Source organism: Massilia sp. IC2-476 (assembly GCF_020707295.1).
Lineage (GTDB): Bacteria > Pseudomonadota > Gammaproteobacteria > Burkholderiales > Burkholderiaceae_D > Telluria.
Genome location: NZ_JAJFER010000001.1, coordinates 437,679 through 461,375, shown reverse-complemented (window position 1 = coordinate 461,375; position 23,697 = coordinate 437,679). Strand labels below are relative to the sequence as shown.

Below are 23,697 nucleotides of genomic sequence, written 5' to 3'. Positions count from 1 at the left end.
CCGGCACGTGTGGCCACCTTGCACTTTGACGGATAGCCTGCATGACAGGCTTCAGAGGGGCACGCATCGCGTTGCTGTGGCAGCGACGCGATGACCCGACTGGCGAGAGGAATAGTAGGGCTGGCCTGGGCCAGCGGTCTGCAGTGTAACACATCGTGCATTTGCACAAATGTTTTAGCAAATGTACACGGGTATGGGGAGATAGTCGATCGGTGAATGGCGATCATCATGGATCGCAATTTGATTTCTATCTGGAAGGGATCATACTGGAAGCATCCAAAACGATTCCAAGAGAGAAGATCATGCCCAGCTCCCTGCCCGTGTCCGCCCAGGTCATCAATACCGCCTTCGGTTTCATCCAGAGCCTGTTTCGCCGCCCGGCGCCTGCCGCCGTGCACGCCAATGCGCCCGACCTGTTTACCCTGTACCAGATGAGCCGCGGCCGCGATTCCGTCTCGCCCGCAGTCCTGCGCAAGCTGGCCGACGCTGCAGCGAAATAAGCGTCCAGCAAACCCCTCTCGAAGCCTGCCTCGCGCAGGCTTTTTTGTATCCGAGGATCTAGGTCAGGAAATTGGGCCTTTCATGCAGGCGTAGATGATCCGCGCGATCACGGCGAGGAGAATCAGCCACACGATCCAACGTACGGTGCGGTATCGTCTGGCGGCTATTTCACCGAAAACGTTCAAGATCAGCTCGGCAAGCATGTTGTCTCCTCTTATTCCAGCACAGTCACTTCGTCATCTGGTCCTGGCTTGCAGTCCGGGCCCAGCGGCTCCCAGCCGTGCCGCACTACGATGCGTTCCTGCGTGTGGCACAGCTCGACGCGGCGCGTCTGCGGCGCCTGGCGGCGCACGAAGGCTTCGATCGAGGCCGGGACGCTGACCTGCAGCGCGAGCGCCTCGACGTCCTGGTCCGGGTGGTCGTCCAGGTGCACCAGCGGCACGAACTGGCCGGCGAACATCATCCAGCGCGATGGGATCGTGACCGGGCCGGCGGCATAGCCCTGGGCGCGCAGCCATTGCTGGGCATCCTCGCGCGGGTGCGCGCTGGCCTCGCCCTCAAGGCGCCCCCAGGCACTGGCGAGCACTTCCGCCACCCATTGGTTACAGTTCTGGTAGCGGGTGCCATAGGCATAGGCGTTGGCGCTGTACTGGCCGGCCAGCAGGGCCAGCGCCAGGCGCTTGTCGAGCGCAGTCCGGGCCAGGCGGGCGCCGTCTTCTTCGGGCAGGAACAGCAGCGAGACATGGCCGCGCGCAGGCGCATCCGCGCCCAGCGCGAAGCCGGCAATGCCCTGGTCGAACAGGCGCGGGCGCGATTCGTCGCAGGCATAGTAGAGCTGGCGCACGGCCCAGGGACCGCCGGGATTGTCGCGCAGGGCAATGCCGGCGTGCGAGTACAGCTGGCCGAAGCGGCTCAGGTCGAGGCCGGCGCGCGAGATCAGGGCGACATTGCTGCCTGAGCGTTCCAGTTCGGCCTTGACCACGCCGGCGAAGCGCAGCACGCGGTCTTGCCCGGCGGCGCCGATATCAAGCGACTGCTGGCAGAAGACAGGGAGGCCCGCCCATGCGCCGGCGCTCGCGCCCAGCAGCAGGGCGCCAAGGGCAAGCTGGCGGAACATCGATCAGATGGTGACTTTGCGCGAAGCCAGGTCGCGGTACCAGTCGTCCTGGAGGGCCAGGAAGAAGGAACGCTTGGTGTCGGCGTGCGCGAACTCGAAGCCATAGACGCGCTCGCTGACCTGCACCAGTTCGCCCTTGTCCACGCCACGATCCGTCAGCGCGCGGTTCGGCACGTCGAGCGTGAATTCGCGCGCGCCGGCGACCGCACGCAGGGTCATGCGGGTAGTGTCCGGCTTGGCCGGCGCCTGGGCGATGTCGATCACGCGATAGTCGCCCGCGGCCACGCGGTCGTCGCCGCTAGAGCTGTTGCTGGAAGCGCCGATCGAATCGGAAATGCTGCCGGACGAGGCCGAACCCGCGCTGGAAGCGGAGGAGGTCAGGCTGGTGGCCTGGGTTGGGGCGGCACAGGCGAGCGCGAAAGCGGCCAGGCACAGGGCGCGCGAGAAAGTACTGGTGTTCATGATGTGTCTTTCGATGAGATCGGACGGATGGCGCCTATGGTACAAGCCGCGCGAACCCTTGAGAAGGCGGCTGTCGAGCTAAATCTGTAAGTTCTTGTAATGGCTCATCCTGGGGTGGCTCCGGAAAGAATCCGCGATCCGGCGTAGCATGTTCCTTTTGCTAAGTACTCGACAAGAAATCAATGTGAGTTTTGGCAAACAGAACCGGAGGTGCGGCTTGCCGATGTGATGCAAGGCGGCGAGTGCGCCGCAGTGCGAGCACTGCAAGCAGGAGCCAACGCAGCAGCGCGCCGGTTATGGCAGCCAAAAACACATTGATTTCGGGGCGAGTACGTAACCACCAGGAGGTGCCGATGACACAAGCCATGAACCAGCGGGTCCTGCTCGCTTCCCGTCCCGAGGGCCTGCCGCGACTTGAAAACTTCCGGATCGTGGACGAACCTATCCCCGTTCCCCTTGAGGGCCAGCTGCTGCTGGAAGTCCTGTACCTGTCGCTCGACCCCTACATGCGCGGCAGGATGGACGATGCCAAGTCCTATGCCAAACCGGTCGAGATCGGCGCTGTGATGGAAGGCGGTACGTTGGCGCGCGTGGTCGCTTCGCGCCTGGATGGCTACGCCGTGGGCGACATCGTGCTGTCGCATTCGGGCTGGCAGCGCTATGCGCTCTCGGATGGCGCCGACCTGCGCAAGCTCGACCCAGCCGCGGCCCCACCCAGCACCGCGCTCGGCGTGCTCGGCATGCCGGGCTTTACGGCCTGGGCCGGCCTGTTGCAGATCGGCCGCCCGGCGCCGGGCGAAACCGTGGTGGTGGCCGCGGCTAGCGGCGCGGTGGGCTCGGCGGTGGGGCAGATTGCCCGCATCAAGGGCGCGCGTGCGGTCGGCATTGCGGGCGGGCCGGACAAGTGCGCCTTTGTGCGCGATGAGCTGGGCTTCGACGCCGTGATCGACCACCGCGCGCCTGATTTCGCACAGCAGCTGTCCAGTGCTTGCCCGGCAGGCATCGACGTCTATTTCGAAAACGTGGGCGGCAAGGTGTTCGATGCGGTGTTCCCGCTGCTGAACGATTTCGCCCGGGTGCCGGTCTGCGGCCTGATCTCGCAGTACAACGCCTTGCCCCAGGCCGAACCGGGACCGGACCGCCTGGCGCTCGTGATGCGCGACGTGCTGAAGAAGAGTCTGACGATCCGCGGTTTTATCCAGCGCGAATTTGCGAACCTGCGGCCTGCCTTCCTGCAGGAAGCCCAGGGCTGGATTGCCGACGGCTCACTGCGCTACCGTGAGGACATTGTCGAGGGCCTGGAGCGGGCACCGGCCGCCTTTATCGATTTGCTGCAGGGGCGCAATTTCGGCAAGCTGGTCGTCAAGCTGGGCGAATGAATCTGGCTGTTCGGAGGGGGGCGTCAGCCCCAGAGCAGGAAGTAGAGGGCGCCGTAACCGAGCACTGCCGCTAGCGCGACAAGGAGCAAGCCCAGCAGCGGATAGACATTGACGCGCTGCTTGCGTCCTGGCCGGCGTTTCGGGAAATGTCTCGCTTGTGCTATGTGAATGGTATTCATAGGGCCGCCTCTGGAGTTCGGTTAAGGGTGAGATTACGGCCTCTGCCAAAAGTTTCAAGTGTTACGGCCAAACTGAAAAGAATTCTTACAAATTTCCAGAATGCACCATATTACTTAGCGCGCATACGCACGCTAACGCACAGACGGCTACGCCGGAAAGGAGCATATTCGAGGCATTGTATTGATGAGCCATAACCGACTTTGAGATCGCCATGCTGCTGCCTACCTTCGTGACCCTGGTTGCCGTCATCGTCCTCGCGACGCTGCTGCCCTTGTTGCGATGTACCGGGTGGTGGATCCGCGACCTCGATTTCCCGCGCCTGCAGCTGGCCATCCTGTCGCTGGCGGTGCTGGTCGGGCAGTTCGTGTTCCTCGACTGGCGCGACAGCCATTTCCACTGGCTGCTGGTGGCGAATGCCGCCTGCCTGGCCTACCAGGCTTGGTGGATCATTCCCTATACCAAAGCCTATCCCCGTGAAGTGAAGCCCGCCGTGATCGCCGACAGCAGCCGGCAGTTCCGCATCCTGACTGCGAATGTCCTGATGCCGAACCGGAATGCCGAAGGCCTGATCACCCTGATCCGTGTGCACAATCCGGACATCTTCGTCACCCTGGAAACCAATGCATGGTGGCAGGAAAGGCTGGATGTGCTGGAAAAGGACTATCCGTATTCGCTTAAGTGCCCGCTGGAGAACCTGTACGGGATGCACGTGTATTCGCGCTATCCGCTCGAGGACAGCGCGATCCAGTTCCTGGTCGAGGACGACATCCCCTCGATGCACACCCTTGTGGTGCTGCCGTCCGGGCACAAGGTGCGCATGCACTTCCTGCACCCGACGCCGCCGAGCCCGACCGAGCACATGGAATCGACCCAGCGCGACGCCGAACTGTTAGTGGTGGCCAAGAGCGTGGCCGAGGCCGGCCTGGCGACGCCGGTGATCGTCGCCGGCGACCTGAACGACGTGGCGTGGTCGACCACGACCCGGCTGTTCCGCAAGATCAGCGGCCTGCTCGATCCGCGCATCGGACGCGGCATGTTCAATACCTTCCATGCCGGCTTCTGGTTCGCGCGCTGGCCGCTCGACCACCTGTTCCACAGCGAGCATTTCACGCTGTCCTTCATCCGGCGCCTGCCGTCCTTCGGCTCGGACCATTTCCCGATGCTGGTCGAACTGACCTATGACAGCAAGCACGGCGCCGGCCAGGAAGGACTGGTCGCGGACGAGAAAGACCATGCGCTGGCCGATGAAAAGATCGCCGCCGAGGATGTGACGGTGGACGACGTGCACGAACCCCAGGCGTGAGGCCGGGGCTTATGCTGCCCTTGAACGCTTGAGGAAATCTTCCACGACAGAGTCGAGGTCTTTGCGGGCATAGATGAGATCTTCCAGCCGCTGCATGGCCTGTTCGAATTCGTCGGAACTAGCCTCGAGAAAGCGCTGGCGCCGTTCAGCAGACTGGTGTGGCGCTTCGAACGGAAACATTGCAAGCAGGGCGGCAAGACCTTGCGCGATCTCGTTCAAGCCGACGCGCTGGAATGCGTCGACAAAGATCCCATAGTCGGGATTGTCCGAGAAATTTGCCTCGAAAAAATACTGAAATCCGCCATTGCCAATGATGCCGAGAGCAGTGTCGACGATGATAGCGCTGCGGCAGGGATCGTTGAGGTGCTCGAGCGGCTTGCCTAGCTGTTCGAACATGGTATAGCAGGTCGACAGCATATCCTTGCCCTGCACCATTATTGGTCTCCCGACCTTCCTTCCACGCTGGCGGCGCCGGCGACCAGGGCTTGGGCATACAGGGTGAAATCATCCAGCCCCCGCTTGATGATGGTCACCAGGGCCGGCAGCGGCGCTTCCTGGTAATCCCATTCGGCGCGGCAGAATTCGCCGGTACGCTTGAGGTCCTCGGCCAGCGTGGGCTGGATCCAGCCGTGCTCGGCCAGCAGGGTGATGACTTCGCGCTCGTCGTGCGGCAGGCCGAGCCTGGCGTTGCCGATCACGTAGTCGCCCATCTCGATGGCCGCTTCCCAGGCGCGGATCACGTTGAGGGTGGCCGCATCCTGGCGCGTCAGGTCGGTAACAAACGTGGTCGGGTCCTTTTCGTACTCTTCCCGCGCGCGCCGGCAGCAGCGTTCGATCGTGCCGGCCTTGTGAATCAGGATGTCGTCGTCCATCAAACCCTCCGCGCGTCTTTTAGTTAGATCAGGAACATCAGCGCCGCTACACAAGTCGGCCCCAACGCTCCCAGGAACAGCCCGCCCATGCCGATCGAACCGTCATTGAAACCCTCGCGCAGCAGGGCGGCGCCGGCCGGGTTGGGGGCGTTGGCGATCACGGTCAGCCCGCCGCCGCCGACCGCGCCGGCCACCAGCATGTACTTGGCGTGCTCGGACAGGCCTTCGATCAGCGAACCGAGGTAAGTCAGTGCCGCATTATCGGTGATTGCGGTCAGGGCCAGCGCGCCGAAGAACAGCGCGGTCGGCTCCAGGCTGGAGACCAGCGGCTGCAGCCACCACTGCTGCATGCCGCCCAGCACCACCAGCCCGGCCAGGAAGAAGCCGACCAGCAGGCCTTCCTTCAGGATCAGCGGCGACTGGTGCTTGGGGTAGGCCTGGGTATAGCCGAGGAAGAGCAGGAACAGGCCGATGAACAGCACCGGGTGGTGCGCCAGCAGCACCACGCCCGCCAACAGCAGCAGGTGAACTAGCGACACGATGACCGGCATGCGGACATCTTCCACCACGGCGCCAGGCGCCAGGTGGCGGCGCAGCAGCAGGGTCACGACCGTCGCGTTGATGCACACCGCCAGCGCGGCGCGCCAGCCGAAGGTGGCGGCCATGTAGGCGCTGTCCCAGCCCCAGGTGCCGGCCACCATCAGCACCGGCGGCGCGGCATAGGCGGTGAGGGTGCCGCCGATCGAGACGTTGACGAACAGCACGCCCAGCGCACCGTACTTCATCCATTCCGGAATGCCGGGACGGAACACCTGGGGCGCCAGCATCAGGGCCGCCAGGGTCATCGCGGCCGGCTCGGTGATCAGGGAACCGGCCAAGGGCACCAGCGCCAGGCCGAGCCAGCACAGCGCCACCTCGGTGCGCACCGGGGCCAGGCGGGCGAGCAGGGCGAGCAGGTCGCGCACGGCGTCCAGCACCGGCTTCGAGGCAGCGATCACCATCACCACGAACACGAACAGCGGCTCGGTGTACTGGCGCGTTTCCGCATAGCGGATGGCCTCGCTCCCGCCGGCCAGCAGCGCCATGGCCAGGATCAGCACGAAGGCCCAGAAACCGAACACCACCTCGACTTCGCCCAGCAGGTGGAACAGGCCGGCATGGCGCGGATGGCGCCGCGCGAGCGAATGGAACAGCTTGGTGGAAAAGGTATGGACGAGGGCGATCGCGAACAGGATGGCGCCGGTGAGCTGGAGCGTGGTCACGGATGGACTCCGTGGCGTGCGGGAGACAGATTGCGCATTGTCTGGATGGTAATGGACGAAGCCGCATTATTCCATGTTTCGCAGCGACGGCCTTGGATTGTCGGGCAGAGAGCACCTTTAGCTTCTGTCAATACCAATCACCCAACTGGTATGGCCGAAATGAATACACCTTGCCAAACCCGGGCTCAACGAGTACTGTACGTTTATACAGTATTTGTTTGCCAACCCATATGAATTGCTCATCCACACCGGGGGTATCCCCGCTGGCTGCGCCGGAGGCTTTGCACCCTTCGCTGTGGCGCGCCTCGCAGCTGGCGCGCTCCGGCACGCGCTGCATCGACACCGGTCATGCGGCGCTGTCGCCCCAGCTGCCGGGTGGCGGCTGGCCCGTCGGCACCCTCGTCGAACTGCTGCAGCAACAGCCCGGCATCGGCGAGATGCGCCTGCTGCGCCCGGCCCTGCAGGCCTGCGCCGAACGCCGCATCGTCCTGCTGCAGCCGCCCCATCCACCCCAGGCCCTGGCGCTGGCTGCGCTGGGTTTGCAACCTTCGCAACTGCTGTGGCTGCGTACCAGCCGCAGTGCCGACGCGCTGTGGGCGGCCGAGCAGGTCTTGCGCAGCGGTAGCTGCGGCGCGCTGCTGTTCTGGGCCAACCATGCACGCGGCGAAAGCCTGCGCCGCCTGCACCTGGCGGCCCAGGCCGGCGAAACCCTGTTCTTCATGCTGCGCCCGCTGGCCGCGGCCCAGGATGCCTCGCCCGCGCCGCTGCGCCTGGCCCTGCGCCCGGCGGCCGGCGGCGTGCACATCGACTTCGTCAAGCGCCGGGGGCCGCAGCGCGATGCGCCGCTGTTCCTGCCGCTTGGTTTACCACTTGCTTCTTCTCTCCTGCAACGACATGCGTTTGTGGATCGGCCTGTCCCTACCCCAGCTGGCGCTCGAAATCTTCAGCCCCAACTGGTGCAATGACGCGGGCAGCGTCGTGCTCGAGCAGGAGCGCGTGCTGGCGGTCTCGCCGCTGGCACGCGCCGCCGGCGTCGGGCGCGGCATGCGGCGCGGCGGCGTGCTGATGCTCATGCCCGAGGCGCGCCTGCACGAGCGCGACCCCGCGCGCGAAGCCGAGGCGCTCGATGCGGTCGCGCTGGCGATGCTGCAATTCACGCCCCAGGTCGCGCTGGCCGAGGAAGCGACGCTGCTGCTCGACATCGGCGCCAGCCTGCGCCTGTTCGGCGGCATCCGCGCCCTGTGCGCACGGGTGCGCGCCAGCCTGCAGGCGCTCGGCTTCACGGCCTCCATCAGCTGTGCGCCGACGGCGCGCGCGGCCTGGCTGCTGGCGCGCGCCGGCGCCAACCGGCTTGCCCATGGCCAGCGGCAGGGCCGCGGACGTGCGCTGCGCATGGCCTCGCTCGAGCGCCGCCTGGAACACTTGCCGGTGGCGCTGCTGCCGCCGGCCCGGCCCTACATGTCCTGGTTCGAAGGCATCGGCTGCGAGCGCCTGGGCGAGCTGCGGCGCCTGCCGCGCCCCGGCCTGCAACGGCGCTGCGGGCGCGAACTGCTCGACACCCTCGACGCCGCCTACGGCATGTGTCCCGAGCTGTTCGAATGGGTCGCGCCGCCCGAGAGTTTCCGCGCCCGGCTGGAACTGTTCGACCGCATCGAGCAGGCCGATCTGTTGCTGGCCGGCGCCCGTCACCTGGTGCTGCAGCTGGTCGGCTGGTTGTGCGCGCGCCAGCTTGCGGTCGAGCGCATCACGCTGCTGATGGAACACGAGCGCGGACGGGTGGGGATGCCGCCCACGCCGCTCGAGATCGCCCTGGCCGAGCCGAGCTGGCGCGACGAGCACCTGGTGCGCCTGCTCAAGGAACGCCTGGCCCGCCAGGAGCTGCCGGCGCCGGTCATCGGCCTCGGCCTGGAGGCGCGGCAGGTGAGGGCGATGGCGCCGCCCACCGAATCGCTGTTTCCCGAGCCGGGCGGCAGCGAGGAAGACCGCATGCGCATGCTCGAGCTGCTGGTGGCGCGGCTGGGCGCCGACAACGTGCTGCAGGCGCTGCCGCAGGCCGACTACCGGCCCGAGGTCGCTAACGAATGGGTGCCGGTGCAGCAGAAGGCCGAGCGTGCGGCGCAGGCTGCGGCGCGCCTGCCGCCGGACGTGTCCAGCCTGCCGCGCCCGAGCTGGCTGCTGGCCAAGCCGATCGCGCTGCTTATACGCAACCACCGACCCTTCTACGGTTCGCCGCTCAAGGTGGCCTCGACGCCTGAGCGCATCGAGGCCGGCTGGTGGAGCGACACGCAAACCCGGGACTATTTCATTGCGGAAGGCCAGGACCATACGCTGTACTGGATCTACCGCGAGCGCATCGTCGGGTCGGGCGAGGATGCCGAGCCGCGCTGGTACCTGCACGGGCTGTTCGGCTAGCACGGCGGCTGCGGCCTGCTGCGCGAGGCGCGGGCCGCGTGTCCCATGCATATCCGCGCGGGGTCATGGTGCGGCTAACCGGGCGCTTCAATTTGCGCGTTTGCGCGATACTAGCGCCAGGTCGACAGGCGGCGTGCATGTTGCATTGCGCCTGCGTCGGCAATCGATCATGCATGGGATGGAGGCTGAGTGTTCGGCTTGATGAGCAGCCGCTGGTGCAGCGCGGGACATCCGGGATTCCCTCCTGGTGCTGGACAGCCCTACGGGGAAGACACGGAAGCGCAGGTGGGCGGCATCCGCAAGGTGCTGGTCGTCGATGACGAAGCCGACGTCGCCGACCTGGCCGAGATGTTGCTGTCGGCGCATGGTCTGGATGCCATGGTCGCCTATTCCGCCGCCCAGGCCCTCGAGCTGCTGGCCACCCATCCCGACATCGACGCCGTCATTTCCGACGTCATGATGCCCGGCATGAATGGCCTGGAACTGGCCGAGCGGATTTCACGCAACTATCCCAAGGTCAAGATCATCCTGGCATCCGGCTACATGGCCCCGTCCATGTTCAACGGCCAGCCGCTCAAGCAGCTGTTCATCGCCAAACCCTACCGGATCGACCATCTCCTCAAGCTTCTGCACACCTGAGCCGGCATCAAGGCGCCAGCGCAACACGCGTCAGGTGCAGCTGGGTCCGCACCACATAGCCCAAGGATTCGTACAGGGCGATCGCACCCTTGTTGCTCGGATACACATGCAGGAAAGGCTGGTCGCCCTGCGCGGCGATGCGGCGCGTGCGCTCGGCCAGAAGCTGGCGCGCATAGGCCTTGCCACGGAAATCCGGATGCACGCACACCGCGCTCACCTCGACCGCACCCGTCGGGCGCATCCGCTCTCCCGTCATCGCCGCCAGCCGCCCGCCTGCGCGGATGCCGAGGAACTCGCCCAGCTCGTGGGTGCGCCCGGCAAACGGTCCTGGATTGGTCAGCTCGGCCAGCGCGCGCATGTCAGGCGCGTCCGCCGCACCCAGCACCAGCAAGGGCAGCGTGGATGGCTCAGGCGCACGCGTGGCGATCATCTGCAGCACCGGATCGAGCGGAGTGAGCGCAAAGCCGGCTGCTTGCGGCGGCGCCGAAGGCGTGACCAGCATGACGGCCTCGCCGGGCTGCAACAGCGCGCCCAGGGCATCCCAGGCTTCCCGGCTGTCGTCGGCCAGGGCGGCGAAGGGACCGACATCGCGCGGGTAGCGTTTGGCCAGCGCAGCGCCGAGGGCGAAGTGGCGGTGGCCGCCGGTGAGGGCCGACCAGACCGGCCGGTCGAGCGCAGCATGCAGGGCAGGGGACATGGGCGTGCTTCCGTAATGTCGACGGCAAGATGATAGCGCCGACCGCATGCTATTGTCCCGGTCTGGATGAAGCGGATGAGGAAGCGATGGAAACCAAGACGACCGATTACAGCGAGCTGCTGTTTGCCTACCATGTGCGCGAACTGGCGATGAAGCGCCTGGTGCACGAAACGCCGGAAGGCTTGAGCGCCGAAGCCGCCACCCAGTACATGTTCGAACGATTCGAGCCCACCGTCATCGGCGTGGTGCGCGAGCTGCAGAATGTGGCCGCCATGATCCAGAAGGCGGGCGCGGGCGGAGCCGCCCAAGGCTAGACGGCCCGGCTGGGCGCCCTGGCTACGCGCCCGCTTTCCTACTCGCTGACCTTGCCGCGCAGCGCCTTGACCCGGCTGCTCTTCGCCTTCGAGTCGAGCCGGCGCAGCTGCGATCCGCGCGTTGGCCGGGTGGCGCGGCGTACCAGGGGCACGCTTGCTGCGCGGTCCACCAGCGCCTGCAGGCGCGCCAGTGCATCGAGCTTGTTCTGCTCGAGGCTGCGCGAGCCCTGGGCCTTCAGGACGATCACGCCCTCCGTGGTGATGCGCGCGTCGCGCAGCGCCAGCAGGCGCTCCTTGACGTCCGCCGGCAGGGACGAGGCGGCCACGTCGAAGCGCGCGTGCACTGCGCACGACACCTTGTTCACGTTCTGTCCGCCCGGACCCTGCGCCCGGATCGCGCTGAATTCCACTTGCGCCGGATCGATCACCGCCGTTGCCTGTCCCATGTTGCGCATTGTAAGGCAGCCTGTCCTCGCGTGCGACCCGGCAGTGGCGCGCTGCGCTATGATGTATTGACAAAGTACGTTCACTGCGCGCCGCCCCCCACATGCGGCCATCCAGGAGAAGCGTTGAACCTCTCGCCCTTGCCCCTTGCCGTGTTCGTCGTCGATGCGGCAGGCACCGTCAGGAGCTGGAACAAGGCTTGCGAAAAGCTGGCCGGCTACGGCGCGGCCGACATCCAGGGCATGACCCTGGACCGCATCGTCGAGTTCGGCGAGCCGCCGGGCGCCGCTGCGTCGGGGGCAAAGCTGCGCCTGGCGGCGCGCGCCGATGCCGAGAACGAAGGCGTCCTGAAAACCGCCGACGGCCAGCGCCTGCCGGTGCGCATCACGGTCGCGCCCCAGTCCTTCGACCCCGATGCCCCCGGCACCTACAGCGTCATCCTGATCCCGCGCAATGGCCGCCATCCGCCGCGCTACGCCCTGATCCAGGACCTGCCGGTGGCCGACCTCATCGAGTCGCTGCCCTGCGTGTTCTATGTTATCGACCAGAGCGGCCACCTGCTGCTGTGGAACCGTGCGCTGGAAGAAGCGCTCGAGATGCAGGCCGGGGAGCTGCCGAGCACGAACGTCAAGTTTTTCTTCGACGACAAGGACCGGCCCCTGATCGTCGACAAGATCCTCGGCGCCTTCGAGACCGGCTGTTCTACCCATGAGGCCGAGCTGGTGAGCAAGCACGGCAAGCGCAGCTCCTTCCTGTTCCAGTGTGCCCGCAGTACGCTGGGCAATGTACCGGTCGTGTTCGGCACCGGCCTCGACATCACCGCGCGCCGGCAGGCCGAGCACGGCCTGCGGGTGCGCGAGCGCGCCATCTACTCGAGCCTGAACGCAATCGTCATCACCCATTGCGAAGAAGGCGAGCACCGGATCGAATACGTCAATCCCGCTTTCGAGCGCATCACCGGCTACACCCTGGCCGAGATCCGCGGCTCGGACCCGCGCTTCATGCGCATCGACGGCTGCGACGAGGACGAGCGCAGCCGCATCCGCGAGGCCCTGCGGCGCAAGGAAGGCGTGCGCGCCGTGCTGCGCAACGTGCGCAAGAACGGCGAGGTGTTCTGGAACGACCTGCGCATCGACCCGGTGGCCAACCTCGACGGCGACATCACCCACTTTGTCGGGGTCATCAACGACATCACCGAAGCCCGTCACTACGAGCGCAGGTTGCACCACCTGGCCCACCACGACCCGCTCACCGGCCTGGCCAACCGCAACCTGCTGCAGGAGCGCCTGCGCCACGCTATCGAGTGCGCGGAGCGCGACGGCTTCATGGTGGCGCTGGCCTTCCTCGACCTCGACAACTTCAAGCACATCAACGACAACTTCGGCCACGACGCCGGCGACGCGGTGTTGCGCGAAGTGGCCCAGCGCCTGCGCGCCAGCATGCGCGAGGAAGACACCATCGCCCGCATGGGCGGCGACGAATTCGTCCTGCTCATCTGCGATCCGGCCAGCCACGCCGAGGTCGCCGAACTGATCGAGCGCATCCGCCGCAGCATCACCGCGCCGGTCCGGGTCGGGGAGCACGAGATCGTCCCCGGCACCAGCATCGGCGTCAGCGTCTTTCCCGACGACGGCGACAGTCTTGAGAAGATGATGCGCGCCGCTGACGCCGCCATGTACCACGCCAAGACCCTCGGCAAGAACAACTTCCAGTTCTATTCGGCCGAGCTGAACCAGATCGTGCACGAGCACCTGATGCTGGAAGCGAACCTGAGCCGTGCCATCCGCGACAACGAAATGGTGCTGGATTACCAGCCCAAGGTCGACCTGCGCAGCGGCAAGGTCGTGGGGGCCGAAGCACTGGTGCGCTGGCGCCACCCGGTGGACGGGCTGATTCCGCCCGAGCGCTTCATCCCGGTGGCCGAGGAAACCGGACTGATCGTGCCGCTGGGCGAGTGGGTGATCGACGAGGCCTGCGCCGCGCTCAAGGCCATGGCGGCGCTCGGCGTCGACGATTTCGTCATCGCGGTCAACCTGTCGGCGCGCCAGCTGCGCCAGCGCCAGTTCGCCGAGCGGCTCGGCGAGCGCCTGCGCCGCCATGGAGTCGACCCGCGCAAGCTCGAACTCGAGGTGACGGAAAGCCACCTGATGGACCATCCGGAAGAAGCGCTGGAGGCGCTGGCCCAGCTCAAGGCACTCGGCGTGCGCCTGTCGATCGACGACTTCGGGACCGGCTATTCGAGCCTGAGCCACCTGCAGAAATTCCCGGTCGATTACATCAAGATCGACCGTTCCTTCCTGGGCGACGTCGGCCACGACGGCCAGCTCGTCATCACGCGCGCCATCATCGCGCTCGGCCACAACCTCAGGCTGAAGGTGATCGCGGAAGGCGTCGAGACGCGCGAACAGATCGCCTTCCTGCGCCAGCACGAGTGCGACGAAATGCAGGGCTATTATTTCAGCCCGGCGCTGCCGCGCGAGACGCTGCAGGAGATGGTCGCCAAGGACGCCCGCTTGCCGGATTGAGCCTCTCCCGAATGGGAGGGGGTGTTGCAGGTCCCTGTTGTCAAAGGCACATGCTACACTCGCCGGTTGTCTGCCTCTTCTTCTCCGAACGTGTCGCGCTTCCCGTATCGCCTTCCCGGTATCGCCCTGAGCATCCTGCTTGCCGCCGACGCTGTCGCTGCCGACGAGCGCCATGGCCTGCGCGCCGTGCGCAATGCCGGCCCCGCTCCGGCCATCGACGGCCGCCTCGACGACGCCGCCTGGCAGCGCGCTCCGGCCTACGATGGCTTCCACAAGCACGCCCCGCGCGACGGCAAGGAGGCCGCAGGCGGCCTGCGCACCACGGTGCAGCTGCTGGTCGACGATCAGGCCCTGGTGTTCGGCATCCGCGCCTGGGACGACGCACCGGACAGAATGCGCGGGGCGCTGGCGCGGCGCGATAAGGTCGACCTCGACCAGGACTTCATCGGCATCTGGATCGACCCCGTCGGCCACGGCCGCGCCGCCCAGTTCGTGCGCGTGAACCTGGCCGGCGTGGTCAGCGACGGCCTGCACCGGGCGGACGACGACGAATCCGACCTCGGTCCGGACTTCCCGGTCGAAGCCGCGGTCACGCGCCTGCCCGACGGCTACAGCATGGAAGTGCGCTGGCCGCTGTCGAACCTGCGTTTTCCCTACCGCGGCGGCAAGGACTGGCGCCTGCTGGTCGAGCGCAGCGTGCCGCACGCCGACGGCACCCTGCTGGTCAGCGCGCCGCTGCGCCTGGATGCCCTAAGCCACCTGTCCTTCCTGCGCGACGTCGAGGGCATGGACGACACCGTGGCCGCGGTGCGCGACCGCCGCTTCCTCGAGCTGCGCCCCGAACTGACCCTGCGCGCCGAGCGTGGCGCACACGAAGGCCTGCCCAGACGCGGGCACCAGGCCGAACTGGGCCTGGAGATCAATGCGCGGCCGCGCGCCGACTGGGTGTTCAACGCCACCATCAACCCGGACTATTCGCAGGTCGAGGTCGACCAGCCGGTGTCCCAGGGCGCCGGCAACATCGCCCTCAGTCTGCCGGAAAAGCGCGGCTTCTTCCTCGAGAGCGCCGATGTGCTCGGCCTGCCGCTGCCGGCCTTTTATTCGCGTACCGTGGGCAATCCGGCCTGGGGCCTGCGCGCCACCTGGCGCGCGGCCGATGCCGACGCCACTGCCATGAGCCTGCGCGACCAGGAGGGCGGCCTGGTGCTGCGCGGCCGGCCCTACGAGACCCTCGAGTATATCCAGCCGCGTCCGACCCGGGCCAGCCTGTGGCGCGGGCGCTGGCACGGCGATGGCCTGCTGCTGGGGGCCTTTGCCTCGCAGCGCGCGGTCGAGGACCTGGGGAGCAATGACGTGATCGGCATGGACGCCCAGTGGCGCGGCGACACTTTCGGCGGCGCCCAGGGACAGGCCGTCGTCACCGCCATGCATGCGCGCACCACCTCCGGCTTCGACGAGGATGGGCGGCCGCTGCGCCGCGGCCGTCAGTCGGGCGGCTACCTGCACGCCAAATACATCCACAGTTCGGACGACTGGTGGAACGAGTTCGCGCTGGAAGCGATCGCGCCCGGTTTCGTGAACGACAACGGCTTCGTGCCGCAGGCCGGTATCGTCAAGGGCACGGCCGAAATCGCCCGCAAGCGCGGCCAGCAATCCTTCGCGGGGCTGGAGCTGTACGAGTTCGAGACCCTGCTGCAGCTGGCCGAGGTGCGCACCCTGCACGACCGCGCCAGCGGACAGCTGGGCGGCGAAGTCGTCACGCGCGAACTGCGCCCCGGCATCTGGATGATGGCGCCGCGCCAGACCGAGTTCTGGACCCTGCTCGGCTTCGACCGCCAGCGTGCCCGCCCCCGCGGCAAACTGCACGACACGCGCGCGCTGCACCTTGGTTTTGCGAGCACGCCGCTGCCCTGGGTCTCGAAGATTGCGGGAGAAATCGCGCTCGGGCGCCAGCTCGATGCCGACGCCGACCGGGTCGGCCCGGGCGGCAACGTGACGCTGGACGTCGGCCTGCGCTTCCCCCTGCGCCGGGGCTGGTCGCTGGAACTCGACCACCACTTCAATCGCGCCTGGGTCCAGGGCACGCTAGGGTCTCCGGCCTTTGCCGACAATGCCTGGCGCTGGCTCGCCAACCTGCACTTCAGCCCGCGCGACTCGCTGCGCCTGCTGGCCCAGAACACCTGGGCCGCACGGCGCGACGATGGCGTGACGACGCTCGAAGCCTGGAACGAACGCCAGGTGCACCGCTCGCTGCTGTACCGCTACCAGTGGCGCCACGGGCGCATCGCCTCGGCCGGCTACGTGGATGAAAAGATGCCGCTGGTCGGCACGCGCAGCAAGTCGCTGACGTTCAAGCTGCAGTGGGAGCTGTAGCGCCTACTTGAGCGTGCGCACCAGGGCTTCGAAGCTGACCGCACGCTCGCTGCGGTCGACCACGACCAGGTGGGCCGCCGAGGTGAAGGCCTGGGTGCAGGCGACGCCGGGGCCGGGCTCGGTGTCGACGTGCACGACCATCAGCTTGTCGCCGGTCAGGGTCAGGCGTTCGATGCTGGTGCCGTAGCAGCCGCTGGGCCGCGATCCCAGGAAGACCCCGATCACCATCTTGCTGTCGAAGTCGACGTCCGGCACGACGGTGGCGCCGGCGTGTTCGGCCCACAGCGCGGCCCAGGTCGCGCCATCGCGCACCACCAGCTTGCGCGGCGTGGCGATGCGGGAGTAGGCACGCTGGTCGAGGGTGCGGAAGGCCAGGCGCTCGATCGTCACCTTGCTGAACTCTACCGGCGCATCGACGCGTGCGAGCTGCACGATCTGCATCGGCTGGCCGACCACCTGGGCGCAGGCCTCCACCTGGCTGGTGTCACGCTCCACGTATTCGACCACCAGCTTGCCGCCGCGCGAGACGATGTGGGCGACGAAGCTCGTCGTGCACGCATCGGCCGTATTGCCGGCGAAGACGCCGACCAGCATGTGCCGGCTGAAGTCGACTTCCGGCAGCGGGCGCGCCTGGCCATGCTCGGCCGAGAGCGCGGCCCAGGCGGCGGCGTCGCGCACCACGACCTGGCGCGGCTGCGCGATCTTCGAATAGCTGTCTTCCACCAGCGGCGTGAACGAGAGCGAGGTGTCGGGCTTCGGCAGGAAAGGAACGTAGTCGACGCGGTGGCTGCTGCCCAGGCCGAGGTCGGGCTTGTCGACGTTCTTGCGCATGGTGTCGAACAGCGGCAGGAGCTTGTCGTCGCTGCAGCTGCTGCGCGGCCCGGCGATGCCGTCCGCCGCTTCGCACAGCACGGCGCCCGGCGTCGGTCCCATCAGCTTGAGAGCGGCGGCATTGTCGGCGCACTCGCCGGCACGGTCCCACAGCACATATTTGCCGTCGACGACGAACAGATTGTTGCGCGTGGTGGCGCAGCTCGCGTCCTGGGCCAGCTTGATGAACTCGGAGACGACTGGGGCGCCGCCGTTCGGCTCGCCGACGGCGATGCCGTTGCCGGCCAGGCGGTCCGGCATGGCCGGACTGTCACTGCCGCCACCGCAGGCGGCGAGGGTGGCGCAGAATGCGGCGCCGATAAGAATGAATCCGGTTTGTTTCATGGTATTCCCTTTGCAAAATCGTGTTTATGCGGATGAGCTTGATTAATTCAATCGCGTAAACATGCTAGGGATTCGATCACCGCATTTCTTTCCTAAACTGTCGATAAATTGTCCCTGATTTGTAGGGCCCATTCCAAAGGAGAGAGCTGCCGTCGCATTCGCGACAATGCCTGCATTTTTGTGTTGACAGTGCGTGAGTCACAATGTCATAGTGTGTGACATTCATGATGGAGGAAGAGATGTCGAACCAAGCGGTCATCACGCGGCAAGGCGAGGGCGATGCCCTGCGCATCCTCGGCACGCAAACGCGTTTCCTGTGCACGGCAGCCCAGACGGGCAATCAATGGTCTTTGATGGAAGTCACCCTGCCCAAGGGTTCGGGCGCGCCGCCCCATGCCCACCCCTGGGGCGAAGCCTATTACGTCGTCAGCGGCGAAGTTGGTTTCCTCGTCGGCGGCGAGCGCCACCTGATGCGGGCGGGCGACTTCCTGTATGCCCCGGCGGACACTGAACACGCCTTCGAAGGACAGTCCGACACCCCGGCGCGGGTGATCATTTTCGATGCGCCGGCCCATGCCGAAACCTTCTTCCGGGAAGTCGATGCGCATGTCAGGAACATGCCTGCCGACCTGGACAAGATGCTGGCGATCGGCGAGCGTCACCAGGTCCGTTTCTCCCCGCCGGGCTGATCCGCTTAATGCCTGGAGTGATGATGTTATTGCCCGAGCAGTTTCCGGACATATTCACGGAAATAAACAGAAACCCCGATCCGGAATTCATCGGGGCTGAATTACCGCTGTTATTGCCCTTATTGGCGCTGGCGCCCTGGATCATTAACCTGGCCTGGGTCGGCAGGCTGTTACTCTCATAATCCCGGCCCCGTTTATTTGCGCTTGACGCCGCCAATCCCGTCCAGCGCCTGGCGCACCGCTGCTTCCGCGCAGGCGATGCATTCCTCCAGCTCGAAGCCGAAGGCGCTGCGGTAGTAATTCCACGAGCTTGCCGTCAGGTGGTAGCAGATGTTCGCCGCCGCGATACGCTGCTCGGCCGCGCCGGCCTTCGGGGCGATCGCGGCCAGCAGGCGCGACACGGCCTCCCAGCGGCCATTGGCCTGCAGGGCGCGGATCCGGCCAATCAATTCGGGATGGAGCGCCGCGCGCGTCGTGTCGGCGCGGTCTTCGAACGCCTGGTACAGCAGGCGCGGCGCGCCCAGCAGGCCTTCGCGCGATTCCGGGACTGCCGGAATCGCCATCCGCTCGAGCAGCCAGGCGGCGACCGCATCGAGCAGGGCTTCGCGCGACGGAAAATAGCGAAACACCGTGCGTTCCGAGATCACCGCATGCTGGGCGACGGCGCGCACGGTCAGTTCGCTGACCGCGCCCTCGCGCAGCAATTCGAAGGCAGCGTCGAGGATGAGGCCGCGCGTCATGTCCTGGCGCTTCTCGCTGAGTGTTTTCATGCGGTCTTCATGCTGACATTGGTTGTGACTCGATGTCGCAGTATATGACATTCGGGCGCTGGGAGGCAAGGCGCGCCATGCCCATGCGACCCTGCCTACCCCCTGTCTCAACGCGCTTGCAGCAGTTCCCAGATCGTTTCCGCATCGACCGGCTTGACCAGGTAGTGGTCGAAGCCGGACGCCTGGGCGGCTGCCCGGTCCTTGTCCTGGCCGTAACCGGTCACCGCCACCAGCATCGACTGCGCGGTCCCGGGAAGGCGGCGCAGGCGGCTGGCCAGCTCGTTGCCGTCCATGTCGGGCAGGCCGATGTCGATCAAGCACACCTCCGGCCCTTCCTGCATGGCGCGCTCGAGGGCGCGTTGGGACGAATGCTCGATCGTGACCGCGTAACCCAACAGTTCGCACAGCGCGCCCAGTACTTCGGCGGCGTCGATATTGTCGTCCACGATCATCACCTGTGTCTGCCGTGTGGCTGCAGCGGCCGCAGGCCCGTCCACTTGCGCGGGCAGGACCGTCGGCGCCAGCGATACCGCCTCGAAGCGCGGCAGCCGGATGACGAACTCGCTGCCGTGCCCCAGTCCCCCGCTGCACAGCGTCACTTGGCCTCCGTGCAGTTCGACCAGGCTCTTGACCAGCGCCAGGCCGATGCCGAGTCCGCCCTGGGCCCGGTCCGACGTGCGCTCCGCCTGTGCGAACAGCTCGAACGCATGGGCCACCACTTCCGGCCTCATGCCAATACCGTTGTCAGCGACCGTGATCACGGCCTGGCCGTCCTCAGCGTGCAAGCGCAGGACGATGCTGCCGCCTTCCGGCGTGTACTTGGCAGCATTGTTGAGGACATTCGCGACGCACTGGACCAGCCGCTTCTGGTCGCCCCACACGTGCGCCGGTCCCGGCGCCACCTGGATGTCCAGCTGGTGGCAGCGCAGTTCGATCAGGGGCTTGACCTGCTCGACTGCTTCGCCGACCACGCTCCGCACGTCCACCTCGCGCCGGTCGAGGCTGACCAGGCCGCGGGTAACGCGCGAGACGTCCAGCAGGTCGTCGATCAGGCCCGTCATGTGCCTGACCTGACGCGAGATGATGCCGCTGGTCTGGCGCACGCGCGCTTCGTCGAGCCGTCCGAGGCGCAGCAGGTCGGCTGCCGAACTGATGGGGGCTAGCGGATTGCGCAGCTCGTGCGCCAGCATGGCGAGGAACTCGTCCTTGCGCCGGTCGGTCTCACGCAGCGCCAGCACCGCACGGGCGCGCGCCACCGCGTCCCAGGTGCGGGCTGCCGTGGCGCGCATCAATTCGACGTCGTCGTCGCTCCATTCGCGCGGCTGGTCGTGGTGCGCGAACATGAAGGCCACGGTCTTGCCGGCGCGCTGGATCGGCGCTGCCACCGAAGCGCGTGCACCGATCTCGGCGTGGGCTTGCGCCGCCGGCCCGGCGGTGCGCGGATCGGTAGCAAGGTCGGTCACCCGCATCACGCGGCCGGCGCGGATGTCGGCGGCGAGGGCCAGGCCGTAGTCGTCGAGTCGTTCGCGGCGCGGCGGCAGTTCCGGTACCCGGCGCGTGTCGTTGTAATTGTGCCCGACGGTGCCGTATTCGACGGACTCGTCCATGCTGACATAGCCGACCCGCGGCACGTCGAGGATGCGCGCCAGCTCGCGCGTCGCCGCAGTCATCATCGCCGACGGGTCGTCGGCGACGCTGCGCAGGCGCTCGTCCAGGTCGAGCAGCATGCTCTTGTGTGCCGCTGCCTTCTGCGCCGCCAGCACCGCCAGCTTGCGCCCGCTGATGTCGTTGAAGAAGACTGCCAGGCCGTCCTCCAGTGAAGGATTGGCGCGGATATCGAGCCAGGCCTGGCCGCCGTTCGGCAGGATGCAGGGGTATTCGGCCGCTTCCGCCCTGCTGCTGGCGCGCACCCTTCCGAACATGGCCCGGAGCCCGGCGCCGTCCAGCGCCGGGAAGGCAGCAGGGAAGGGCTTGCCCGCCAGGGCCTCGCGCGGCGTGGTGCAAAAGCGCAGCGCTGCGTCGTTGGCATAGGCCAGGGTATCGTCCGCCGCCAGCAGCACCAGGCCCTCGCTCAGGGTATCGAAGATGTACTGGCTGCGGTCGCGCTCCTTGCGCAGGTCGGCCTGCGCCAGAGCGTTCTCGACTGCCGACCAGGTGCGTTCGGCAACGTCGCGCGTGACCAGGATGTCATCGCTGGACCAGCCGCAAGCCTCGCGCCTGGCCACGTTCAGGTTTGCCAGCCAGCGTCCGTTTTTGAAGATCGGGACCGCCAGCAGCGCGCCGATCATGAGCGTCCCGTAACTGGCGGCGAACGCGCTGGTGCGGGCGTCGGCGGCGACGTCGTCCACCACGAAATCCTTGCCCATACCGAGGGTCGCGATCACGGCCGGACCGAAGTCGGCGATGCGTCCAGAGGTCGGCATCGGCGCGATTCCCTTGTCGAACCAGCCGGCGCGGGAAAAGAACGTGTCGTCCTTGCCGACTTCGGTGTACCAGCAGTGCGACGCGCCGAGGTAGCCGGCCAGCAGCCCGGTGGCGGTTTCCACAATGGCCGTGGGGGAGGACAGTTCCTTGAGCTGGTCGGCGAGCCTGAGCTGGAAGGCGCGCCAGCGCGCGTTCAGGGCCTGTTCGCTGGCGGAAGGGGCGGACGAGGGCGTCTGCATAGCGTACTTCCTCAGTGAGTCGATGCTGTCATGGCGGATGCCGCGGCCGGCGCACGTAGTGTCAGGCGGATGATCTCACCCGGCTTCCACAGGCGCATGCGCGGGCCCCAGCTGCCGGCGCCGCGCGTCACGTACAGCAGCATGCCGTCGACGTCGTAGGCGCCCGCGTACTTGGCGAAGCGCTGCTGCACCGCATAGCTGAAGGGCCAGATCTGGCCGCCGTGGGTATGCCCCGACAGCATCAGGTCGACGCCGCGTTCGCGCGCTTCCTCGATGATGCCGGGAGCGGGGATGTGCGACATCAGGATCGTTGCGGTATCGGTGCGCGTTGGGATGGTGCGCGCCAGGCCGCCCGTGTATTCGCCTTCATTGCGCATCGTTCTCCCGATGTCCTCAATCCCCGCCAGCACCAGGCCTGGCGCCAGTTCCACCTGGCGGTCGCGCAGCCAGCGCACACCGCCTTGCTGGAATTCGGACACGGTGGTCTCGACGTCGCCGTAGAACTCGTGGTTGCCCGTCACCGCCCACACGCCTAAAGGAGCACGCAGGCCGCGCAGCGTCGGCGCCAGTTGCGGCTCGCCGACCGGATTGTCCTCGACCTGGTCGCCCAGCAGCAGGACCGCCGCGGGCTGCAGGGCGTTGATCTGTGCCACGCGCGCGGCCAGCCATTCCGAGCGGCGCTGGGCGCCCAGGTGGATGTCGCTGACGGCGACGATCACGGTGCCGTCCAGCGCGCGCGGCAGGTCCTTCATCACCACTTCCTGGTCGACGATGACGGGCGCGCGCATGCCCTGGAACAGGGCGAAGGCCGCCAGCAGCACGCCGGCGATCGCACCAGTCGCGCGCAGCTTCTGCGTATGCGCGCGCCACCAGAACCCGAAGCCGCTTGCCAGGTCTGCCGCCAGGAGGCACAGCGACATCACGAAGCTAATGCCGAGCCAGGTCAGGGCGAACTGCCCCGGCCACCAGCGCCAGTCGAGCGCTTCGTCACCGACGCGCACGCCGGCGAAATACAGCAGCCAGACCAGGAAGGCGCCGATCCACCAGGCGCGCCGCGGGATGCGGCTGCGCACCGGATCGAGCGAATACAGGCGCGCCGCGACGTACAGATGGAACAGGGTACCGACGATATTCAGGACGATCGAAAACATGGAAGCGTGGGGGCGTGGCTCGGGGGCCTCACCTTAGCGCAAATTCGGCGGCCTTGCGCGCGTGCAGTGCGGTGGTGTCGAACACCGGCACCGGGCTGTCGGCGGGGCCGATCAGCAGGGCGATCTCGGTGCAGCCGAGGATGACGGCTTCGGCGCCGGCATCCACCAGCTCCTGAATGACGGCGCGGTAGGCATCGCGCGAAGCATCGAGCACCTTGCCCTGGCAAAGCTCGTCGTAGATCACGCGGTGCACCAGCGCGCGACCCGCTTCGCCCGGCACCAGCACCTCGAGGCCATGCTGCTGGAGACGCGCGCGGTAGAAATCCTGCTCCATCGTGAAGCGCGTGCCGAGCAGGCCGATTCTGCGCAGGCCCTGGGCGCGGATCGCTTCCGCGGTGGGATCGGCGATGTGGAACAACGGGATGCCGGCGGCCGCGTCGATCGCAGGCGCCACCTTGTGCATGGTGTTGGTGCACAGGACGATGAAGTCGGCGCCTGCGCTTTCGAGACGGCGCGCGCAGTCGGCCAGGAGAAGCCCGGCCCGGTCCCAGTCGCCGGTGCGCTGCAGGCGTTCGACCTCGTCGAAGTCCACGCTCACCAGCACCAGTTTTGCCGAATGCAGGCCGCCGCGCAGCTCGCGCACCGTCTCGTTGATGCTGCGGTAGTAGGGGACGGTGGACTCCCAGCTCATGCCGCCGATCAGGCCGATGGTCTTCATGTTTGGTCGCT

Annotated in this window: 24 protein-coding genes; 10 read left to right on the top strand and 14 right to left on the bottom strand. The window is 66.8% G+C overall.

Annotation, left to right across the window (positions count from 1 at the left end; genetic code table 11):
* Positions 1 to 302 precede the first annotated feature (302 nt).
* Positions 303 to 500 carry a hypothetical protein gene (locus LK539_RS02150; RefSeq protein ID WP_227799262.1) on the top strand — a complete coding sequence of 66 codons (198 nt, stop codon included), beginning with the start codon at positions 303 to 305 and terminating at the stop codon, positions 498 to 500.
* A gap of 63 nt (positions 501 to 563) precedes the next feature.
* On the opposite strand, the gene LK539_RS02145 is transcribed toward LK539_RS02150, so the two are convergent.
* The 3 genes from LK539_RS02145 to LK539_RS02135 are packed head-to-tail and all read right to left on the bottom strand — an operon-like array spanning position 564 to position 2,080.
* Complete coding sequence (locus LK539_RS02145; RefSeq protein ID WP_227799261.1) at positions 564 to 704, bottom strand: hypothetical protein; 141 nt, start codon at positions 702 to 704, stop codon at positions 564 to 566.
* A gap of 11 nt (positions 705 to 715) precedes the next feature.
* Entirely contained in the window at positions 716 to 1,618 is a 903-nt protein-coding gene (locus tag LK539_RS02140) for a DUF2145 domain-containing protein (RefSeq protein WP_227799260.1), read from the bottom strand.
* A gap of 3 nt (positions 1,619 to 1,621) precedes the next feature.
* Positions 1,622 to 2,080 (bottom strand): hypothetical protein, encoded by a 459-nt coding sequence (locus LK539_RS02135; protein ID WP_227799259.1) that lies wholly within the window; start codon positions 2,078 to 2,080, stop codon positions 1,622 to 1,624.
* Positions 2,081 to 2,433: 353 nt separating this feature from the next.
* Here LK539_RS02135 and LK539_RS02130 point away from each other — a divergent pair, with 353 nt between their 5' ends.
* The gene (locus tag LK539_RS02130; RefSeq protein ID WP_227799258.1) at positions 2,434 to 3,459 is read left to right on the top strand and encodes an NADP-dependent oxidoreductase; all 1,026 of its coding nucleotides are present in this window, start codon (positions 2,434 to 2,436) and stop codon (positions 3,457 to 3,459) included.
* Between the two features lie 23 nt (positions 3,460 to 3,482).
* Here LK539_RS02130 and LK539_RS02125 read toward each other — a convergent pair whose 3' ends face one another.
* Positions 3,483 to 3,638, bottom strand: a complete 156-nt coding sequence (locus tag LK539_RS02125) for a hypothetical protein (protein ID WP_227799257.1) — start codon at positions 3,636 to 3,638, stop codon at positions 3,483 to 3,485.
* Positions 3,639 to 3,850: 212 nt separating this feature from the next.
* On the opposite strand from LK539_RS02125, the gene LK539_RS02120 reads away from it, so the two are divergent.
* Positions 3,851 to 4,942 carry an endonuclease/exonuclease/phosphatase family protein gene (locus LK539_RS02120; protein ID WP_227799256.1) on the top strand — a complete coding sequence of 364 codons (1,092 nt, stop codon included), beginning with the start codon at positions 3,851 to 3,853 and terminating at the stop codon, positions 4,940 to 4,942.
* Positions 4,943 to 4,951: 9 nt separating this feature from the next.
* Here the strand turns inward: LK539_RS02120 and LK539_RS02115 are convergent, their stop codons facing one another.
* The 3 genes from LK539_RS02115 to LK539_RS02105 are packed head-to-tail and all read right to left on the bottom strand — an operon-like array spanning position 4,952 to position 7,076.
* Positions 4,952 to 5,377, bottom strand: a complete 426-nt coding sequence (locus tag LK539_RS02115; RefSeq protein WP_227799255.1) for a DUF4375 domain-containing protein — start codon at positions 5,375 to 5,377, stop codon at positions 4,952 to 4,954.
* Positions 5,377 to 5,814, bottom strand: coding sequence for a DUF86 domain-containing protein (locus LK539_RS02110; RefSeq protein WP_227799254.1), 438 nt, complete (start codon positions 5,812 to 5,814; stop codon positions 5,377 to 5,379). Before LK539_RS02110 ends, LK539_RS02115 begins: the two co-directional genes overlap by 1 nt.
* Positions 5,815 to 5,837: 23 nt before the next feature.
* Positions 5,838 to 7,076 carry a putative Na+/H+ antiporter gene (locus LK539_RS02105; RefSeq protein WP_227799253.1) on the bottom strand — a complete coding sequence of 413 codons (1,239 nt, stop codon included), beginning with the start codon at positions 7,074 to 7,076 and terminating at the stop codon, positions 5,838 to 5,840.
* 230 nt (positions 7,077 to 7,306) lie between these two features.
* On the opposite strand from LK539_RS02105, the gene imuA reads away from it, so the two are divergent.
* From imuA to LK539_RS02090, 3 genes are all read left to right on the top strand, one after another.
* A complete protein-coding gene (gene imuA / locus LK539_RS02100; RefSeq protein WP_227799252.1) occupies positions 7,307 to 8,041 on the top strand; it encodes a translesion DNA synthesis-associated protein ImuA in 735 nt (244 codons plus the stop codon).
* Positions 7,971 to 9,488 (top strand): DNA polymerase Y family protein, encoded by a 1,518-nt coding sequence (locus tag LK539_RS02095; protein WP_227799251.1) that lies wholly within the window; start codon positions 7,971 to 7,973, stop codon positions 9,486 to 9,488. Before imuA ends, LK539_RS02095 begins: the two co-directional genes overlap by 71 nt.
* A 189-nt stretch (positions 9,489 to 9,677) precedes the next feature.
* Positions 9,678 to 10,127 carry a response regulator gene (locus LK539_RS02090; RefSeq protein WP_227799250.1) on the top strand — a complete coding sequence of 150 codons (450 nt, stop codon included), beginning with the start codon at positions 9,678 to 9,680 and terminating at the stop codon, positions 10,125 to 10,127.
* Positions 10,128 to 10,134: 7 nt separating this feature from the next.
* Here the strand turns inward: LK539_RS02090 and LK539_RS02085 are convergent, their stop codons facing one another.
* Positions 10,135 to 10,824, bottom strand: a complete 690-nt coding sequence (locus LK539_RS02085) for a GNAT family N-acetyltransferase (RefSeq protein WP_227799249.1) — start codon at positions 10,822 to 10,824, stop codon at positions 10,135 to 10,137.
* A gap of 86 nt (positions 10,825 to 10,910) precedes the next feature.
* Between LK539_RS02085 and LK539_RS02080 the strand changes: the two genes are divergently transcribed.
* A complete protein-coding gene (locus LK539_RS02080) occupies positions 10,911 to 11,138 on the top strand; it encodes a hypothetical protein (protein WP_227799248.1) in 228 nt (75 codons plus the stop codon).
* Positions 11,139 to 11,176: 38 nt separating this feature from the next.
* Here LK539_RS02080 and arfB read toward each other — a convergent pair whose 3' ends face one another.
* Positions 11,177 to 11,593: an alternative ribosome rescue aminoacyl-tRNA hydrolase ArfB gene (gene arfB, locus LK539_RS02075; protein ID WP_227799247.1), complete on the bottom strand. Its 417-nt coding sequence runs from the start codon at positions 11,591 to 11,593 to the stop codon at positions 11,177 to 11,179.
* A gap of 114 nt (positions 11,594 to 11,707) precedes the next feature.
* Here arfB and LK539_RS02070 point away from each other — a divergent pair, with 114 nt between their 5' ends.
* Together LK539_RS02070 and LK539_RS02065 are read left to right on the top strand one after the other, a co-directional pair.
* Complete coding sequence (locus LK539_RS02070) at positions 11,708 to 14,107, top strand: EAL domain-containing protein (protein WP_227799246.1); 2,400 nt, start codon at positions 11,708 to 11,710, stop codon at positions 14,105 to 14,107.
* Between the two features lie 90 nt (positions 14,108 to 14,197).
* Complete coding sequence (locus LK539_RS02065) at positions 14,198 to 16,480, top strand: hypothetical protein (protein WP_227799245.1); 2,283 nt, start codon at positions 14,198 to 14,200, stop codon at positions 16,478 to 16,480.
* Positions 16,481 to 16,483: 3 nt separating this feature from the next.
* On the opposite strand, the gene LK539_RS02060 is transcribed toward LK539_RS02065, so the two are convergent.
* Positions 16,484 to 17,695, bottom strand: a complete 1,212-nt coding sequence (locus LK539_RS02060) for a protease complex subunit PrcB family protein (RefSeq protein ID WP_227799244.1) — start codon at positions 17,693 to 17,695, stop codon at positions 16,484 to 16,486.
* 239 nt (positions 17,696 to 17,934) lie between these two features.
* On the opposite strand from LK539_RS02060, the gene LK539_RS02055 reads away from it, so the two are divergent.
* Positions 17,935 to 18,384 carry a cupin domain-containing protein gene (locus LK539_RS02055; protein WP_227799243.1) on the top strand — a complete coding sequence of 150 codons (450 nt, stop codon included), beginning with the start codon at positions 17,935 to 17,937 and terminating at the stop codon, positions 18,382 to 18,384.
* A 194-nt stretch (positions 18,385 to 18,578) separates the two neighbouring features.
* Here the strand turns inward: LK539_RS02055 and LK539_RS02050 are convergent, their stop codons facing one another.
* From LK539_RS02050 to LK539_RS02035, 4 genes are all read right to left on the bottom strand, one after another.
* Entirely contained in the window at positions 18,579 to 19,154 is a 576-nt protein-coding gene (locus LK539_RS02050) for a helix-turn-helix domain-containing protein (protein WP_227799242.1), read from the bottom strand.
* A 107-nt stretch (positions 19,155 to 19,261) separates the two neighbouring features.
* On the bottom strand, positions 19,262 to 21,817 hold the full coding sequence (locus LK539_RS02045; RefSeq protein ID WP_227799241.1) for an ATP-binding protein: 2,556 nt from the start codon (positions 21,815 to 21,817) through the stop codon (positions 19,262 to 19,264).
* A gap of 11 nt (positions 21,818 to 21,828) precedes the next feature.
* Complete coding sequence (locus LK539_RS02040) at positions 21,829 to 22,968, bottom strand: metallophosphoesterase (protein ID WP_227799240.1); 1,140 nt, start codon at positions 22,966 to 22,968, stop codon at positions 21,829 to 21,831.
* Positions 22,969 to 22,996: 28 nt separating this feature from the next.
* The gene (locus tag LK539_RS02035; protein WP_227799239.1) at positions 22,997 to 23,686 is read right to left on the bottom strand and encodes an aspartate/glutamate racemase family protein; all 690 of its coding nucleotides are present in this window, start codon (positions 23,684 to 23,686) and stop codon (positions 22,997 to 22,999) included.
* Positions 23,687 to 23,697: the final 11 nt, after the last annotated feature.